The 16,509-nt window shown below is 60.5% G+C and carries 16 protein-coding genes; 13 read left to right on the top strand and 3 right to left on the bottom strand.

All coding sequences use genetic code 11. From position 1 onward, the window contains the following. Nucleotides 1-7: 7 nt before the first annotated feature. Nucleotides 8-1,099 (top strand): uroporphyrinogen-III C-methyltransferase, encoded by a 1,092-nt coding sequence (gene cobA, locus Q0U90_RS08780; protein WP_297453757.1) that lies wholly within the window; start codon nucleotides 8-10, stop codon nucleotides 1,097-1,099. Continuing rightward, a complete protein-coding gene (locus Q0U90_RS08775) occupies nucleotides 1,092-1,370 on the top strand; it encodes a hypothetical protein (RefSeq protein WP_297453754.1) in 279 nt (92 codons plus the stop codon). The genes cobA and Q0U90_RS08775 overlap by 8 nt, the downstream gene beginning before the upstream one ends. Here Q0U90_RS08775 and Q0U90_RS08770 read toward each other — a convergent pair. Further along, nucleotides 1,367-2,104: a peroxide stress protein YaaA gene (locus Q0U90_RS08770; protein ID WP_297453794.1), complete on the bottom strand. Its 738-nt coding sequence runs from the start codon at nucleotides 2,102-2,104 to the stop codon at nucleotides 1,367-1,369. The two genes, Q0U90_RS08775 and Q0U90_RS08770, sit on opposite strands and share 4 nt — an antisense overlap. Before the next feature lie 60 nt (nucleotides 2,105-2,164). Between Q0U90_RS08770 and Q0U90_RS08765 the strand changes: the two genes are divergently transcribed. Next, nucleotides 2,165-3,937, top strand: a complete 1,773-nt coding sequence (locus tag Q0U90_RS08765; RefSeq protein WP_297453751.1) for a proline--tRNA ligase — start codon at nucleotides 2,165-2,167, stop codon at nucleotides 3,935-3,937. An 11-nt stretch (nucleotides 3,938-3,948) separates the two neighbouring features. Here Q0U90_RS08765 and Q0U90_RS08760 read toward each other — a convergent pair whose 3' ends face one another. Further along, complete coding sequence (locus Q0U90_RS08760; RefSeq protein WP_297453747.1) at nucleotides 3,949-4,782, bottom strand: DUF4439 domain-containing protein; 834 nt, start codon at nucleotides 4,780-4,782, stop codon at nucleotides 3,949-3,951. Between the two features lie 232 nt (nucleotides 4,783-5,014). On the opposite strand from Q0U90_RS08760, the gene rimP reads away from it, so the two are divergent. The 8 genes from rimP to Q0U90_RS08720 all read left to right on the top strand — a co-directional run bounded on the left by rimP (nucleotide 5,015) and on the right by Q0U90_RS08720 (nucleotide 13,948). Then, nucleotides 5,015-5,587: a ribosome maturation factor RimP gene (gene rimP / locus Q0U90_RS08755; RefSeq protein WP_297453744.1), complete on the top strand. Its 573-nt coding sequence runs from the start codon at nucleotides 5,015-5,017 to the stop codon at nucleotides 5,585-5,587. Next, on the top strand, nucleotides 5,584-6,570 hold the full coding sequence (gene nusA / locus Q0U90_RS08750; RefSeq protein ID WP_297453742.1) for a transcription termination factor NusA: 987 nt from the start codon (nucleotides 5,584-5,586) through the stop codon (nucleotides 6,568-6,570). Before rimP ends, nusA begins: the two co-directional genes overlap by 4 nt. Nucleotides 6,571-6,774: 204 nt before the next feature. Next, the gene (locus tag Q0U90_RS08745; protein ID WP_297453739.1) at nucleotides 6,775-7,164 is read left to right on the top strand and encodes a YlxR family protein; all 390 of its coding nucleotides are present in this window, start codon (nucleotides 6,775-6,777) and stop codon (nucleotides 7,162-7,164) included. A 129-nt stretch (nucleotides 7,165-7,293) separates the two neighbouring features. Further along, the gene (gene infB, locus Q0U90_RS08740; protein WP_297453736.1) at nucleotides 7,294-10,104 is read left to right on the top strand and encodes a translation initiation factor IF-2; all 2,811 of its coding nucleotides are present in this window, start codon (nucleotides 7,294-7,296) and stop codon (nucleotides 10,102-10,104) included. Between the two features lie 234 nt (nucleotides 10,105-10,338). Continuing rightward, nucleotides 10,339-10,770, top strand: a complete 432-nt coding sequence (gene rbfA, locus Q0U90_RS08735; protein ID WP_297453734.1) for a 30S ribosome-binding factor RbfA — start codon at nucleotides 10,339-10,341, stop codon at nucleotides 10,768-10,770. Between the two features lie 43 nt (nucleotides 10,771-10,813). Next, a complete protein-coding gene (locus Q0U90_RS08730; protein ID WP_297453731.1) occupies nucleotides 10,814-11,875 on the top strand; it encodes a DHH family phosphoesterase in 1,062 nt (353 codons plus the stop codon). A gap of 43 nt (nucleotides 11,876-11,918) precedes the next feature. Continuing rightward, nucleotides 11,919-13,241, top strand: a complete 1,323-nt coding sequence (locus Q0U90_RS08725; RefSeq protein WP_297453791.1) for an MATE family efflux transporter — start codon at nucleotides 11,919-11,921, stop codon at nucleotides 13,239-13,241. After that, the gene (locus Q0U90_RS08720; RefSeq protein WP_297453728.1) at nucleotides 13,238-13,948 is read left to right on the top strand and encodes a 4'-phosphopantetheinyl transferase superfamily protein; all 711 of its coding nucleotides are present in this window, start codon (nucleotides 13,238-13,240) and stop codon (nucleotides 13,946-13,948) included. The genes Q0U90_RS08725 and Q0U90_RS08720 overlap by 4 nt, the downstream gene beginning before the upstream one ends. A 36-nt stretch (nucleotides 13,949-13,984) precedes the next feature. Here the strand turns inward: Q0U90_RS08720 and truB are convergent, their stop codons facing one another. After that, nucleotides 13,985-14,971 carry a tRNA pseudouridine(55) synthase TruB gene (gene truB, locus Q0U90_RS08715; protein WP_297453725.1) on the bottom strand — a complete coding sequence of 329 codons (987 nt, stop codon included), beginning with the start codon at nucleotides 14,969-14,971 and terminating at the stop codon, nucleotides 13,985-13,987. 64 nt (nucleotides 14,972-15,035) lie between these two features. Here truB and Q0U90_RS08710 point away from each other — a divergent pair, with 64 nt between their 5' ends. Next, complete coding sequence (locus tag Q0U90_RS08710) at nucleotides 15,036-16,031, top strand: bifunctional riboflavin kinase/FAD synthetase (RefSeq protein WP_297453722.1); 996 nt, start codon at nucleotides 15,036-15,038, stop codon at nucleotides 16,029-16,031. Between the two features lie 141 nt (nucleotides 16,032-16,172). After that, nucleotides 16,173-16,442: a 30S ribosomal protein S15 gene (rpsO, locus tag Q0U90_RS08705; protein ID WP_016422594.1), complete on the top strand. Its 270-nt coding sequence runs from the start codon at nucleotides 16,173-16,175 to the stop codon at nucleotides 16,440-16,442. Nucleotides 16,443-16,509 lie beyond the last annotated feature (67 nt).

Below are 16,509 nucleotides of genomic sequence, written 5' to 3'. Positions count from 1 at the left end.
GTTAGCTATGAGTTTGCTTCTCAAAGACTACGGTGTGTTGGTGATTGGCGGTTCCACGGCTGCAGAGCGCGTGATTCCTCGGTTATTGGACTCTGGCGCCGACGTCACCGTGTGTGAGGGTGGGGAAGTAACCACTGCCATTGAGGCATGGGCTGCAGACGGTCGCATTACACTCAGCCGTACCGGTTTCACCGAGGCGATGAGCTGGGGCAAGGCTCTCATGGTCTGCTGTGACGAATCGCTGCTGCGTGAAGTAACACTCGAGGGGCATCGTCGTGGCATCTTGGTCGATGATGAAACGGGTTCCGCCAGCCCGCTTACGCCTGTTGCGCTGACCGGTCGGCGCGCATCCCGCGCTGGTGACCTTGCAGGTCAGGTCGCACTCGTTGGCGGTGGCCCGGGCGATCCCGGCCTGATTACCGTAGAGGGGCGCCGTCTGCTTCGGCTTGCCGACGTTGTGGTCGCCGACCATCTCGGTCCGCTGTCGCTGCTCGGTGACTTGGAACCAGATGTCGAGATTATCGACGCGGGCAAGCTACCTTACGGTCGCGCTATGGCCCAAGAGCGCATCAATGAACTCCTCGTTCACCGTGCTCGCGCAGGCTACTTTGTGGTCCGGCTCAAGGGCGGTGACCCATACATCTTCGGTCGCGGTTTTGAAGAGCTCCAGGAACTGCAGAAGGCAGGTGTGCCGGTTCGCGTCGTACCGGGCATTACCTCGGCACTGTCGGTGCCAGGGACGATTGGCATTCCCGTAACGATGCGAGGTGTCAACCACGAGTTCACCGTCGTGTCCGGCCATGTGCCGCCGGGACACAAGACCTCCCTGGTCAACTGGGACGCGCTGGGGCGCATGCACGGCACCATTGCCATCATCATGGGTGTCAAAAACGGTCCCAAGATTGCCGAGGCTCTGATGAAGGCCGGGCGTAGCCCCAAGACACCGGCAGCGGTTATTCAGGACGGCACGCTGCCGAATCAGCGGTCGCTGCGCTGCACACTCGGCGAACTCGGCGAGAAGATGGTCGAAGAGGGAATCAAGCCTCCGGCCGTCATCGTCATCGGTGAAGTCGCCGGTCTGGATGAGGGCGATGAGTAAGAACAACGAGCAGAGCAACAACAAGTCAAAGAAGAATCCAGAACAGCAAAAAGCGGGACCGATTGACCGCCTGCTTGCCGACGACCAGTTGCGCAGTTCCATCTGGCTGGGAGCTGCGACCTTCTTGGTGTTCTACCTCGGAGCCATGATTATCTTCCGCCTCCTTCTCCTCGGCGGAGAAGGATCAAAATACGACAGCATCTTTATCGCCGTCATTGCTCTGATTGCTGCCGTCGTTGCGGGCCGCAAGCGCTATAACGGCGACATTTAGTTTTCCGGGACGCGGAAGATGAGGGTGTCGTCGTCAAGCGTGACGTCATGTCCTGCGGCGCGAGCGATTTCGACGGCCTCTGTGGGGGATGTCGGCGCCGTATCTGACAGAGCAATGGCGCGGGCGAATAGCCCCTTGTAGTGCTTGTTGAAGTGGCTGACGATTTTGCCCTCGGCGGTGAGCACGGTCATGGTCGTCGCGCCTTTGACTTTGCCCAGGTTCGCATAGGTGCCGGAACGAAGGTCGATGAGGAAGTCGATGTCGTTGAGGGCATCGGTGATGGCGGTGCCCCAACGGCGCTTCATTGTCGGGGCAGATTCGGTGGGGTGATCTGCGAAGGGGAGTTTCACCGTGCCGGAGAGACGATAGTGGGGGATGAGGTCCTCGCCACCGATAACGCCAAAGAGTGCGGAGCCGACGGCGAGACGAGCACGGCCGGTCTCAGGCAGGTCAGCGGGGGAGAGCGCGTCGTAGAGGACCCCGGTGTAACGCTCGAGCGCAGGCATGGTCGGGGATTCTAGGAGGGCGGCGTTGGCCGTGACCTCGTCAGTGAGACGCGGGCCCAGCTTCAGAGTTTCCATCGCGACATCGTGGTCTGCGCTGAGAGCGACGAGATCGGTCGCGATGCGCTCACGGATGGGGTTGAGGGAACCGAAGCTTAGCGAGGAAAAGTCCACTGCGGGATGGTTGCCACCAGTGGCTTTGGTCTCAGATGGGGGTAGGACTACCAGCATGGGCACCATAGTAACGCCCCGCATGTTGCGCAGAATGATCGACGGGTAAAATCAGCATTCATGATTACGCGAATGTCCCAGCTGTTCCTCCGCACCCTGCGCGAGGATCCTGCTGACGCCGAGGTCCCTAGCCACAAGCTGCTCGTCCGTGCCGGCTACATCCGGCGAACCGCTCCCGGTGTGTACTCCTGGCTGCCATTGGGCCTAAAGGTTCTGCGCAACGTGGAAAAGGTTGTCCGCGAGGAGATGGAGGGCATTGGCGCACAGGAGCTGGCATTCCCGGCACTGCTGCCGCGGGAGCCCTACGAGGCGACGAACCGGTGGACCGAATATGGTCCTGAGCTCTTCCGCCTGAAGGATCGCAAGGGCGCGGACTACCTGTTGGGGCCGACGCACGAAGAGATGTTCGCACTGGCAGTCAAGGATCTCTTCAGCTCCTACAAGGACTTCCCAACGACGCTGTTCCAGATTCAGACCAAGTACCGCGATGAGGCTCGGCCGCGTGCAGGTATTCTGCGTGGCCGTGAGTTCGTGATGAAGGACTCTTACTCCTTCGACATGGATGACGAGGGGCTGGAGAATTCCTACCTGCAGCACCGCGGTGCCTACCAGCGCATTTTTGACCGCCTGGGCATTAAGTACGAAATCTGCCACGCCACCTCCGGCGCGATGGGCGGTTCGGCCTCCGAGGAGTTCCTGGCCGTCAGCGAAAATGGCGAGGACTCCTTCGTGGTCTCCACCGATGGCGAGTACGCCGCCAACGTCGAAGCGGTACAGATTCCGGCCGTTGCACCGCAGCCGATTGAGGGGCAGCCGGAGGCTAAAGTTTACGAATCGCCGAACTGCACTACTATCGCAGCGCTCGTTGATTGGGCCAACGGTGCGGAGCTCGGCCGTGAGGTCACCGCTGCCGATACTTTGAAGTGTGTTCTCGTCGCTGTCGACCCGAAAAAGGTCGACAAGGAGGGTAACGCGCTGCCGGAGCAGCTCACCGCAATCTTGGTTCCCGGTGACCGCGAGGTCGATGAAAAGCGTCTCGAGGTTGCATTCGAACCGGGTGAGGTGCGTTTGCTGGATGAAAAGGATTTCGCAGCCAATGACTTCCTGGTCAAGGGCTACGTCGGCCCGCAGGGGCTCGCCGATTACGGTGTGAAGGTCCTAGCCGACCCACGCGTGGCGGAGGGCACGAATTGGATTGCGGGCGCCAACGAGGTTGGCAAGCACATCATCGGTGTGGTTGCCGGTCGTGACTTCCAGATTGACGGCATCTGCGATGTCGCAGAGGTGCGTGACGGCGATCCGGCTCCGGAGGGACATGGCACGCTGAAGATCGAGCGAGGTATTGAGATTGGCCACATTTTCCAGTTGGGCCGTAAGTACACTAACGCTTTTGAGATTGACATTCTCGATGTCAACGGCAAGCGCGCCCGCCCAACCATGGGTTCCTACGGCATTGGCGTGTCCCGACTTGTGGCTGTTCTCGCAGAGCAGCAGCTTGATGAAAAGGGCCTAAAGTGGCCGGTCGCCGCAGCTCCGTACAAGGTTCACATCGCAGTGGCCGGTAAGAATGCCGAGGCTGCTGAGGCGGCAGAGCAGCTGGCGGAAGAGCTCAGCCAGCAGGGTATTGAGGTGCTTTTCGACGATCGCCCGAAGGTCAGCCCCGGTGTGAAGTTCAAGGATGCCGAGTTGCTCGGGATGCCATTCGTGGTTATCTTTGGCCGCGGCTACGCCGACGGCAAGGTGGAGCTACGCAACCGTCTGACCAACGAAACAGGCGAGGTCGCAGCAGACGGGATCGCGGCTCACGTCGCGGAACTGGTCTGCAAGGCCTAGCCTCAAAAGTCTTAGAGCCCAGGCAGCGGCTCCAAGTTGTTGCCCCCCAGAGCTGCCGCTCCGGCGGCCGCTATGCCCGCTGCCTGGAGTGCGAACAGACGCATCTGGGCGTTTTTCGCGGCCGTCAGTACGTCTTCCCACGCCTGTGCGCAATAACGCTCCAACGCAATCATGTAGTCGACGGGGGCTGTATCCGGTGAAGGTGCGCCCTCCGGCATGTAACCTGGGGCGCTTGCAGGCACCCCGACCTCGGCATCCTCCATAATCTTTCGTACGCGATCGCGCACAATGCGGTGGCGCTCCCCGCGAGCCATGAATGCGGAGGTAGCGTCACCTGTAACCCGTGGTGCGGCCACGCCAACACCGTAAATCACCATGTACTCGGCTTTAAGCGCGGTGGCCAGCTGTTCCTCGGCGCCCGAGATTTTATCCCTGTCACTGGGAATCGCGGGGACGAGCTCTTCCCATTCAGCACCGGCAGTGCGCAGCGCCAGGACCAGACCGCCATCCACAGCCGAGGCAAGGCGTGCAGTGTGCTTCTCTCTGAGCGCGGTGCGTGAATCCAGAGCCTTTGTCAGAACTGGATTGTTTCGCGAGTCAGTGAGCAACAACTTCGCGTCGGCACCGGCAAACAGGGAACCAGGGACCGCGACGTCGGAACGACATTCCTCGACGGGCTTGCCATCCTTGCGGGTACCGCAAGCACGCGTGATTTCCTTATCTAGCTCGGTTACCTGCGTGGAGCGCACGGCGGCGAGGTCCGGGTATTCGTCGTTAAGCGCACGCGCGTCGCGCGAAGCAAGCGCCCGAAGAACTTCGATGGCGTAATCCGGGCGCGGTGCCACGAGGTGGGAGCAAGAAGACAGCGCGGGAAGGGCCCCTACAGTGAGAGCCGCCGCGAGGAAACCACGGCGAGTAAACGTGCGAGATCGACGCGATACGGAAGCAAAACTAGGAGAGGAAGGCGGAACAATCACCACACTATGGTGCCACGGTGGACGCGGATTTGTATCAACGCGTTACGGGAAAGCGCCCAAGTGCGCAATTAAAAGGGCCTGACCTGTAGACTCTACAGTTATGGCGATTCCCGCACCCGAGAAAATTGAACAATTTGTGAGCCCTGCGCTCGCACACACCGGCCTTGACGTGGAAGATGTCAAGGTTGTTCGCGCTGGCGCGAAGTCTCAGGTCATTGTGTTGGTTGACGCAGATCAGCGTCCTGACCTCGATGTTCTGGAGCAGGCCACGCATGAAGTATCCGCAGCTCTGGATGCCGCTGAGGCACGTGGTGAAGCCGACTTCGGCGCACAGGGATACACCCTGGAAGTCTCCACACCTGGCATTGACGCACCGCTGACTCAGCCACGTCACTGGCGTCGCAACCGTGGTCGTATCGCAGAAATTGCGCTTGCCGACGGTTCCACGATCGCAGCCCGTATCGGTGCGCTGTCACCGGGTGAAGAGTCAGTCATTCTCGTTACCTCTAAGGGGCCGAAGGGCCGTCTGAAGGCTGTTGGGCAGTGTGTCCAATTAACGGATATTGCCCGCGCAGTGGTACAAGTTGAATTCTCTAATCCGCCCGCAGCCGAGAAGGACTTTGCGGGACTAGACTATGACGATGCCTTGACCAGGCTGGAGGATAACAAGTGAAGATTGAACTAGCCGCCCTGCGAACCTTGGAAAAGGAAAAGGGCATTCCTGTCGACGAAATGCTGGAACTGGTCGCCCGCGCATTGCGTGAAAGCTACCGTAATACCACCGCGCCGGCACGGCACGCGCGCGCCGAAATCGACCGTGAGACCGGTGATGTCATAGTCTTCGCCCAGGAGCGCGACGAAGAGGGAAACCTCATCTCCGAATGGGACGACACCCCGGAGGACTTCGAGCGCACTGCTGCATTTGCTGTTCGCCAGACCATTTTGTCACGTCTGCGCGATGCAGAGAGCGACAAGGTTCTCGACGAGTACGCAGACCTGTCCAATCAGGTGATCTCCGGTGTCGTCCAGCGTGACGTTTACGCCAACGAAAAAGGCATCGTTGTCGTGCACATCGGTTCGGAGGCCAATGGCCGCGACGGAATTCTGATGCCCGCAGAGCAGCTGCCGGGTGAGGAACTCAAGCACGGCGACCGCATTAAGTGCTATGTCGTGGGTGTGAACAAGACACCGCGTGGTGTCGCCATTCACCTCTCGCGTACGCACCCGGAACTGATTCGCAAGCTCTTTGAACTTGAAGTCCCGGAAGTTGCTGATGGGGCAGTGGAATTGATCTCTATCGCCCGTGAAGCAGGGCACCGAACCAAGGTTGCGGTGCGTCCGACTGTGAAGGGGCTCAATGCTAAGGGAGCTTGCATTGGGCCGCGAGGCCAGCGAGTCAGCTCAATTATGAATGAGCTCAAGGGTGAGAAGGTCGACATCATCGACTACGACGAGGATCCGGCGAAGTTCGTAGGTAACTCGCTAGCACCAGCCAAGGTGGTCAGCGTGAAGATTCTCGATATGGAAGAGCGTCGTGCTCACGTCGTCGTTCCGGATTATCAGCTGTCGCTTGCTATCGGTAAGGAAGGGCAGAACGCTCGCCTGGCAGCTCGTCTGACCGGCTGGCGGATCGACATCCATTCCGACGCAGAGTAGACGCCAAGTAAAGACGTGAGGTAGCGCGGGGTGACGCGGGGTAGTTAGTCCCAACGGTTGCGAAAGAGGCGGGAAGGTGCCAGGGGGTTGGCGCTTTCCCGCCTTTTCGGGTTATGCTTGAACGTGGCCAAACGACAAGGCGCGATTTTCTTATGCGAATTTTCGCGCTGAGTTTCTTAGCAGGAAGGTGGGTGCGTCAGGAGTATGACGACTTCACGGGTGATAAACCCGAATTCGACAACTCATACACCTGCACCCACGCGCACCTGCATTGCAACTAAGCAGCGCCGCAATTGTTCGGAGCTGCTGCGCATTGTCGCTACCACCCGCCCAGACGGCTCGATTGCTGTCGTTGCTGATCCGCGTCGTCGGATGCAGGGGCGAGGTGCATGGATTACTCCAACGCTAAGAGCTTGGGAGACCGCCGATAAGCGCCGCGCATTTGGCCGCGCACTGAAGGTATCTACGCAGGTAGATGCGTTTCCGGTTAAACAGTTTATCGCCACGTACTACGAAGCGGAGGATTCGTCTCCCGTTGCCCATGTGCATGGCGATAAGCAGGGAGGCAGGAAAAATGAGAACAGAAAGACCTGAACACTGATGAGCACACGATGAAGCATCAGCGATGAACGGCAATAAATAAGAGGGAGCCCTGCAGGCGCTCTCGGTGCGCGGACAGATCCGCCATCGGGCGCTGCTCGGCCCCCACTAGTGAGGAGAGCAGTGTCCGGAAAGCTACGTGTCCATGAGCTCGCAAAGCAGCTCGGGGTCACCAGCAAAGAACTACTCGCCGAGCTGAAGGCTCAGGGCGAGTTTGTTAAGACCGCTTCGTCGACGGTGGAACCCCCCGTCGTCAGGAAGATGAAGAAGGTCTACGAAGAGAAGAACGGCGGTGCAGGCGCGGACGCATCCGCTGCTGCACCAGCTACGAAGGCTGCGGCGAAGCCAGGTGCCAAGCCTGCTGCAAAGCCGGGTGCTAAGCCCGCGGCGCCGACGGCAGCAAAGCCGGGTGCGAAGCCAGGTGCTAAGCCTGCGGCAAAGTCAGGTGCTAAGCCCGCTGCGCCGACGGCAGCAAAGCCAGGCGCAAAGCCAGCGGCTCCAGGTCCGAAGCCAGGAGCAGCCAGCGCCGCACCGTCCCGTTCCCCGAAGCCGGGACAGGAAATGCCGCGCCCGCCGAAGCCGGCAGGCCCGAAGCCAGGTCCGAAACCGGGTGCACGCGCACCGCGTGTGGCAAACAACCCGTTCTCGACTGGTGGTTCCTCCCGTCCGGCACCACGGCCGTCTAATATGCCGCGCCCGCAGGGTGGCGGTCGCCCGGGCCCGAAGCCTGGCGGACGCCAGGGTGGCCCGCGCCCACAGGGAGGACACGGTCGTCCGGGACCAAAGCCTGGAGCACGCCAGGGTGGCCCACGCCCACAGGGCGGCCAGGGTCGCGGTAATAAGCCAGGTGGCAACCGTCCAACTCCGGCAATGATGCCTTCGCACCCGAATCCGGGGCAGATGCCTGCAAAGGCTAGCCGCGGCGGCGGTGGTGGCGGCTTCGGTGGCCGTGGTCGTGGCCCAGGAGGTCCGGGTGGCGGGCCACGCGGTGGTCGCGGTGGACGTCGCGGTGGAACTGCAGGTGCATTCGGGCGGCCAGGAGGCGCCCCGCGTCGCGGACGTAAGTCGAAGCGTCAGAAGCGCAATGAGTACGAGGCAATGCAGGCACCGTCCGTGGTGGGCGGCGTTAAGCTTCCTAACGGTAAGGGCAAGACCATTCGTCTCGCACGTGGTGCATCGCTGTCCGACTTCGCTGAGAAGATTAACGCCGATGCAGCATCGCTGGTCCAGGCGTTGTTCAACCTCGGCGAAATGGTAACGGCAACTGCTTCGGTTTCCGATGAAACCCTGCAGCTGCTCGGCGATGAGATGGACTACAAGGTCCAGGTTGTCTCGCCGGAGGATGAGGACCGTGAGCTCCTCGAGTCCTTCGACCTCCAGTTCGGTGAGGACGAGGGCGACGATGAGGACCTGGAGCAGCGTCCGCCAGTGGTTACCGTGATGGGTCACGTCGACCACGGTAAGACGCGCCTGTTGGACACCATTCGTCAGGCCAACGTCGGTGGTCACGAATCCGGCGGCATTACCCAGCACATCGGTGCTTACCAAGTTCCGGTGGAGCTCGACGGCGAGAAGCGCAAGGTTACATTCCTGGATACCCCGGGTCACGAGGCGTTTACCGCCATGCGTGCCCGCGGTGCCAAGTCCACCGATATCGCGATTCTGGTTGTTGCAGCCGACGACGGTGTCATGCCGCAGACGGTTGAAGCTATTAACCACGCCAAGGCCGCTGACGTGCCGATTGTCGTGGCAGTCAACAAGATTGATAAGGAAACTGCGGATCCGCAGAAGATTCGTGGCCAGCTGACTGAGTACGGTCTCACTGACGAAGAGTGGGGCGGCGACACCATGTTCGTCGATATCTCCGCTAAGCAGGGCACCAACATTGATCAGCTTCTCGAAGCTGTGCTGCTGACTGCCGACGCTTCGCTTGACCTGCGCGCCAATCCGGATATGGATGCCCAGGGTGTCGCCATCGAGGCTCACCTCGACCGCGGCCGTGGTCCTGTGGCAACAGTTATCGTCCAGCGCGGTACGCTGCGCGTCGGTGACTCCATCGTTGTCGGTGACGCCTATGGCCGTGTTCGCCGCATGGTGGACGAATACGGTAACGATGTCGAAGAGGCCGGTCCTTCCCGTCCGGTTCAGGTGCTCGGCCTGACCTCCGTGCCGGGTGCTGGCGACAACCTGCTGGTTGTTGATGAGGATCGTACGGCTCGCCAGATTGCAGACCGCCGTGACGCGCGCCGTCGTAACGCACTGCAGGCACGTCGTCGTAAGCGCGTCTCCCTGGAGAATCTGGACGAGATTCTGAAGGAGACCAACACCCTCAACCTGATCCTGAAGGGCGACAACGCCGGTACCGTCGAGGCACTGGAAGAAGCCCTGCTCAAGATCGAGGTCGACGACGAGGTCGCCCTGAACATCATCGACCGTGGTGTAGGCGCTGTCACGCAGACCAACGTCTCGCTGGCTGCCGCGTCTGACGCCGTTATCATCGGCTTCAACGTTCGCTCCGAGGGCAAGGCCACTGAGTTCGCCAATGCTGAGGGCGTTGACATTCGCTACTACACGGTAATCTACCGTGCTATCGAGGATGTCGAGGCCGCTTTGAAGGGCATGCTCAAGCCGGTCTACGAGGAGAAGGAGATTGGTCGTGCGGAGATTCGCGCAATCTTCAAGTCCTCCGCAGTTGGCCTCATCGCAGGTTGTATGGTCGAGTCCGGCAAGGTTCGCCGCAACGCCAAGGCTCGCCTGGTACGCGACGGTAACGTCATCACCGATTCGGCGACCATCGAGTCGCTGAAGCGCGAGAAGGACGATGCCACCGAGGTCGCAGCCGGTTACGAGTGCGGTATGGTGCTGTCCTACCCGGATATCCAGGTCGACGACGTTATCGAGGTCTACGAGATGGTCGAGGTTCCGCGCACCTAATTGCCGGAAAATCATCGCGTTAGCGATCGGATAAAAGCCGAAAAGGCGTCCCGCAAGGGGCGCCTTTTTGCATTTCTGGTCACGTACCGCCAAGCGGTGAGTACGCTGTGGCCGTCGTCAAGCAAGCGTGTAGCAAGGGCGGTGGCTTAACCTGGGAGCTTGACGGTGAGAACTACTGATACACTTGTTCAGTTTGGAAAAACCTTTCGCCAACTGATCGAGGAGATGATGGTCATGGCAGATCCGGCACGAGCACGCCGTTTGTCCAAGCGAATTCAGGAGATTGTCGCCAGCGCAATTGAACGCGAAATTAAGGATCGACGCCTGGAGCTTGTGACTATTACGGACTGCCGCGTCACTGGCGATTTGCACGACGCCACGGTTTTCTACACCGTGCGCGGACGCACACTCGACGAGGAACCGGACTACGAGTCGGCAGCGGCAGCGCTGGAGAAGGCAAAGGGACAGCTGCGTTCTCTGGTCGGCCGCGGCACCGGGGTGCGCTACACGCCGACGCTGACTTTTGAGGTCGACACGGTGCCGGAGATTTCTGCGCACTTGGAGGAGCTGCTCGATAAGACTCGCGCGCGCGATGCAGAATTGGCTGAGCAGGCCAAGGGCGCTACGCCCGCGGGCGATGCCAACCCGTACCGCGAAGAGGAGTAAGTTTCTTCACCGTCTAGACCTATCGATGAAAGGGGCACTTGCCGTGACCACTTCTCCGCAGGCTCAGGAGCAGGCAGCTCACCAGCTCTCACAGGCTATTGATCGCCGCATGTCCAAGCCGATTCAGCAGATGCAGGACATGCTTGCCGGCGCCAAGAAAGTCGGCGTCATTGCCCATGTTCACCCCGATGCGGATGCGATTGGTGCCGCATCTGCGATGGTCATGGCTCTAGTGCAACGTGGTATTTCTGCTGTCGCCAGCTACGGCGAGAGCGATCTGCCCGCCAAGTCGCTGTTGACGATTCCCGGATGGGAGCGGTTCGTCGAGTACACGGACTTGGACGAAGACATCGACACCTGGGTGACTGTCGACTGCGCCAGCCCGGGGAGGCTGGGCGAGTTGGAGGAGCGCGTGATGGCCTCCGATCGCGTTATCAATGTCGACCACCACGCAACCAACACCCGTTTTGGTGCGGTCAATATGGTGGATGAGCTCGCTGAGTCCTCGACCATGGTGCTGCTGGACTTCTTCGGCGTGTGGGGCATCAAGCTGACCACGCCGATGGCACATGCTCTCTACGCGGGGTTGCTGACCGACACCGCGTCGTTCCAGTTCGGGCGCTCGCGAATGCACACCGCTGCGGCACGTCTGCTGGACAAGGGCCTCGATCCCCGCACGATTGGTGCACAGTTGCTGGAGGAGCACCCATTTTCCTACTTGCCCTTCTTGGGACAGGTGCTTTCCACTGCCACGCTGGTGCCCGAGTGGGGCGACGGTGCCGGTCTGATTCATGTTGTCATTGAGCATGACCAGACTAGCGAGGTCGGACACGACGAGATTGAGTCGGTCGTGGACATTGTGCGTACGACCAATGCGGCCGATGTCTGTGCGGTTCTCAAGGAATACGACTCGGGTCAATGGGCGGTATCCCTGCGTTCCCGCGAGGTTGTCGATGTCTCGCAGGTTGCTCTGGCAATCGGTGGGGGTGGCCACGAGCGTGCGGCTGGTCTAACCCGGGAGTGCAGCAAGGAGGAGCTGCTGCAGGCAATTCTGGACACCAGCGATGTCGCAGCCAAGGCGCGCCGAGGCGCGAGCGAGGCCTAGAGGATTGTCGGATTCGCGAGAAACTCAGGAGAAGCCTGGACGCCTGGGCACGAAAGAAAGCGCGAAGTCAGATGTCAGCCTCCGCGAGATTGTGTCCCTGGCGCTGCCGGCGTTGGGTGTGCTCGCCGCACCCGCTCTCTATGTGCTACTGGACACTGCAGTCATCGGTCGACTCGGCGCCGTTCAGCTAGCGGCGCTCGCTGCAGGCTCCACTGTCTTTTCCGTGGTGACCACACAGCTGACATTCTTGGCCTACGGCACCACGGCGCGGTCAGCGCGGGCTTTCGGCAAGGGCAACGTTGACGAGGCTGTCGAAGAAGGACTGCAGGCGACGTGGGTTGCAATCTTTGTGGGCCTAAGCCTCTTCGCCATCATCGTGGGGCTAGCACCGATATTTACCGGCTGGCTTGCTCCACAGTCTGAGGTCGCTCACGATGCCGGGCAGTGGTTGCGGGTAGCTTCCTTTGCCATCCCGCTGACCCTGATTGCGCAGGCTGGAAACGGTTGGCTGCGCGGTATTCAAAACACCCGCGCGCCGTTGCTGTTTGTACTGTCCGGGCTTATCCCAGCGGCCATTGTGATTGTGCCGCTCGTCCATGCCTTCGGGCTCGAAGGCTCCGCAATGGCCGTGCTCTTCGGTGAATTGATTACGGGAGGGTTATTCCTGCGCAGGCTCTTCAAGGAGTGTACTGAGCGCAATCTTGCCCTGCGACCCAACGGCAACATCATTAAGAGCCAACTCGTCCTCGGCCGCGACCTCATCGTCCGCTCCCTGTCCTTTCAAGTTGCGTTCCTCTCCGCCGCCGCAGTTGCTGGCCGCGTTGGGCCGACGACCCTCGGCGGACACCAGGTCATGTTGCAGCTGTGGAACCTCATTTCGCTGGTTCTCGACTCGCTGGCCATCGCTGCGCAGACGCTGGTCGGTGCAGCTCTCGGAGGTAGCTCGACGGCAGTTGCACGCTGGACCGGTAAACGGGTGGCTGCCTGGTCAACCATCATTTCCCTTGGTCTGGCAGCAGTTTTCGCAGTGGGCAATGCTGGCATCGTTCGCATTTTCACCGATGACACAGGTGTAATTGGCGCCGTCACCTCGGGACCGTGGTGGATTCTCGTCGCAATGATTCCGATTGGTGGTATCGTCTTCGCGCTCGACGGTGTTTTGCTCGGTGCCGGTGACGCAGCCTTCCTCCGCAACGCCACTGTCACCGCCGTTCTGTGCGGCTTTCTCCCACCGGTCTGGTTGGCGCATGCATTTGGGTGGGGCCTTTCTGGCGTGTGGTGCGGTCTCTTGGCCTTCATGATTCTGCGACTTGTCTTCGTCGCCATCCGCTTCCGCGGAGAGAAATGGTACGGCATCAGCGCATGAGCGTGCTTGCCGACGTCCACGAGACCCTGGCCACGCACCTACCTGCCGGTAGCCAGCTGGTGACCGCCCCCAACGCCGAGCGTCGGTTTAGTGAAGCGGAGTTGCAGCAGCTCCGAGCTGCCGAGCTAAATCTCTCCGACAGAGCAGTGGCGTCGAGAGTTCGAGACTTCACCCGCGGGCGCCTAGCTGCGCACATGGCGTTGCAGCAGCTAGGGGAGCGCGCTGCCGAAGGGATTGGAACGTCGGCGAGTGGCGCGCCGCTGTGGCCAAGAGGTGTCGTGGGATCAATTAGCCACTGCGACAAGGCCGTGGCCGCGGTGGTTGCGCACGATACCCGGCTGCAGGGGATTGGTATCGATGTGGAAGTCGAGCAGACTCTGGAGTTAGGAATCGTCGATGCCGTCTTGCGCGCTGACGAAGCCCGCCTTGACCCGCTGGTGCAATTTAGCGCCAAAGAATCGATGTACAAACTCTGGGAACCGATGGTCGGACAGTGGCTCGACTTTGCTGAGATCTCCGTGCAGCCGAGGAAAAAGCGAGTAGCAACGCGTGGTTTGTCGCGGAGGCTAGCAGCGCGGAGGCTAGCGGGCGGGCCTTTGGAGCTGACGTTCCACCGTGAGGTGCCCGAAGCCTTCCGTGGTGTGCAAGGATTCTGGGTTCGAGGTGCTGGGATTGTCGTTACTGCGGTGTGGATTGAGCAGCCTTAAGAGGTACGTGACGCGTTGCCGCTGACGGGTTACCTCTTACAGCGTGGCTGGGCGCACCACGAATACTGTTTTGGCACGTTTGCCCGATTCTGTCAGCAGTGCTGGAATCTTTCCCGTCGGCGACACCGCCGCGTAAACTCCCGCCTTTCCGATTGGCTCCAGCCACTTGCCCTGAGCTAAATCAGCCGCCTGCTGCTCAGTGATCTCACGGGTGTCAAAGCAGCGCAGGCAGGCTTCGTCCAGGCTCATCGGCAGCAGTGCAGCGGCACGCTCCGGGCTGGGACGACGCATCTCTGCGATTTCCGGGTGCGCAGCGTCGAACTGCTCAGCTCTATCCGAAAGCTCGTCGACAGTTAAGGCCTCGCCAATGGTGAAAACGCCAGCGGCGGTACGTCGCAAAGCGGTGAGATGGCCGCCGACCCCCAGCGCTTCACCCAAGTCGCGCGCCAGTGCGCGAATGAACGTGCCAGCAGAGCAGTCGACCTCTACGTCGATGTCGATGCACTCACCGGGACGAGCGGGGTCGGTGTCGTGGCGGATGTCCAAAACCTCATAACGGGTGATTGTCACCGGTCGCGCAGGGATATCCACTTTTTCACCCCGACGAATCCGCTCGTAGGCGCGGACACCGTCAATCTTCACCGCGGATACCGCAGCCGGTTTTTGCATAATCGTGCCGGTGAAGTCCGCGATCTTCTCCCGGATCATCTCATCGGTCACTGCTGCCGCCGAGGTTTCGGAGAGCAACTCGCCCTCGGCGTCGTCGGTAAGCGTGGCAGCACCGAGACGAACGGTCGCACGGTAGGACTTCGTGTCGGCGTGGACATGCGGCAGGAACCGTGTGCCGCGGCCGATGCCGAGAACCAGCACGCCGGTGGCCATCGGGTCGAGGGTGCCGGAGTGGCCGACCTTCTTGGTGCGGAAAATACGGCGGAGTTTGCCCACGACATCGTGACTTGTCCAGCCCTGGGGCTTGTCCACGATGACGATGCCGGAGTCTGCAATCGGATCGAAGTCGGTCATAGACGCAATCCTATGTTGCGCTATATGCGGTGTGTTAAACGGCGACCAGTTACACTGGCTCCTTGTGGAGATTTGGTATGGCTTGGACAACACACCCGCAGACCTGGGCGACACGGTCGTAACCATCGGGGTTTTCGATGGTATTCACCTTGGGCATAAGCGCCTGATTGCTGCTGCGGTCAGCGACGCTCGCGCTCGCGGCGTGAAGTCAATCATGATGACTTTTGACCCGAATCCGGTAGCGCTGTTTGCGCCGGATAAGGTGCCGCCGGCGCTGTCCACCGTTTCCCGTCGCGCCGAACTGGCCGAGGCAGAGGGAATCGATGCCATGCTCGTCGTGCCTTTTGATAAGACTTTCTCCAGCATCCCCGCCGAGGACTTTGTGCGTACCGTTGTGCGCGACAAGTTGAATGCGCAGGCCGTTTTTGTCGGCCAGAACTTCACCTATGGCCAGAAGGCCGCCGGCACCGCCGAGACCATGCCGGAGCACGGACGTGAGTGTGGAGTGTATGTCACCATTGTCGACCTCCTCGATGTCACCGCCGAGGGCTCCACTGAGCGTGTGTCGTCAACGCGCATTCGCGGTTTGCTTGCCGACGGTGCAGTGTCCGCGGCCGCCACTTGTCTCGGTTACTTCTACCGCGTCGATGGCGATGTCATTCCGGGGCAGGGCCGTGGTGGAGCGCAGCTCGGCTTCCCAACCGCCAACATTGACTTCGCAGAAGGACTGGCAATCCCGGCTGATGGTGTCTACGCGGCGTGGTTCACCGCTCAGGCGACAGGGGCGCGACCGGAGACGGACCCGGAGGGCGACATCGAGTTCGGAGTGCGCTACCCAGCGGCGGTGTCAGTGGGTACGAATGTGACCTTCGGAGATACTGATCGCACGGTAGAGGCCTATGTCATTGGTCGTCACGCGGACCTCTACGGCGCTGCCGGTCAGATTGAGTTTGTCGACCGCATTCGCGGAATGGAGAAGTTCGACTCGGTCGAGGAACTCATTGGCAGAATGAACCAGGATGTCGCTGACACCGAGGCTATTTTGGCTAAGGCCGAATAGCTGGTAAAGTCGTCCGTCGGCTGTAACTGCGGTCCACAAGCAGTTACGACGAACTAGCGGCTGGAAGCTGTTCGGTTCTGAGAAAGCCGAGAATGTGGACTGAAACAACGACCATAATTCGATTCAAGGAGTTAGATTTCCATGGCTTTGAATACCGCAGAAAAGGCAGAGATTCTCAAGGAGTTCGGCCTGCACGAGACCGACACCGGTTCCCCGGAGGCTCAGGTTGCACTGCTGACCGCTCGTATCCGTCAGCTGACCGAGCACCTGAAGTTCCACAAGCACGATCACCACTCCCGTCGTGGTCTGCTGCTGCTGGTCGGTCGCCGCAAGGGTCTGCTGCAGTACCTGCAGGACAACGATGTTGAGCGTTACCGTAAGCTGATCGAGCGCCTGGGCCTGCGTCGCTAAGATTTCCCTTAAGGTGGGTTAAGGCTCAAAAAGTGTGTCCGATTGGGCTGATTTTTAGCAGTTGATC

Origin of the sequence: uncultured Corynebacterium sp. (assembly GCF_946998835.1) — a bacterium.
Lineage (GTDB): Bacteria > Actinomycetota > Actinomycetes > Mycobacteriales > Mycobacteriaceae > Corynebacterium.
Note: the sequence above shows the minus strand (reverse complement) of the source record. Positions and strands in the feature narration are given on the sequence as shown.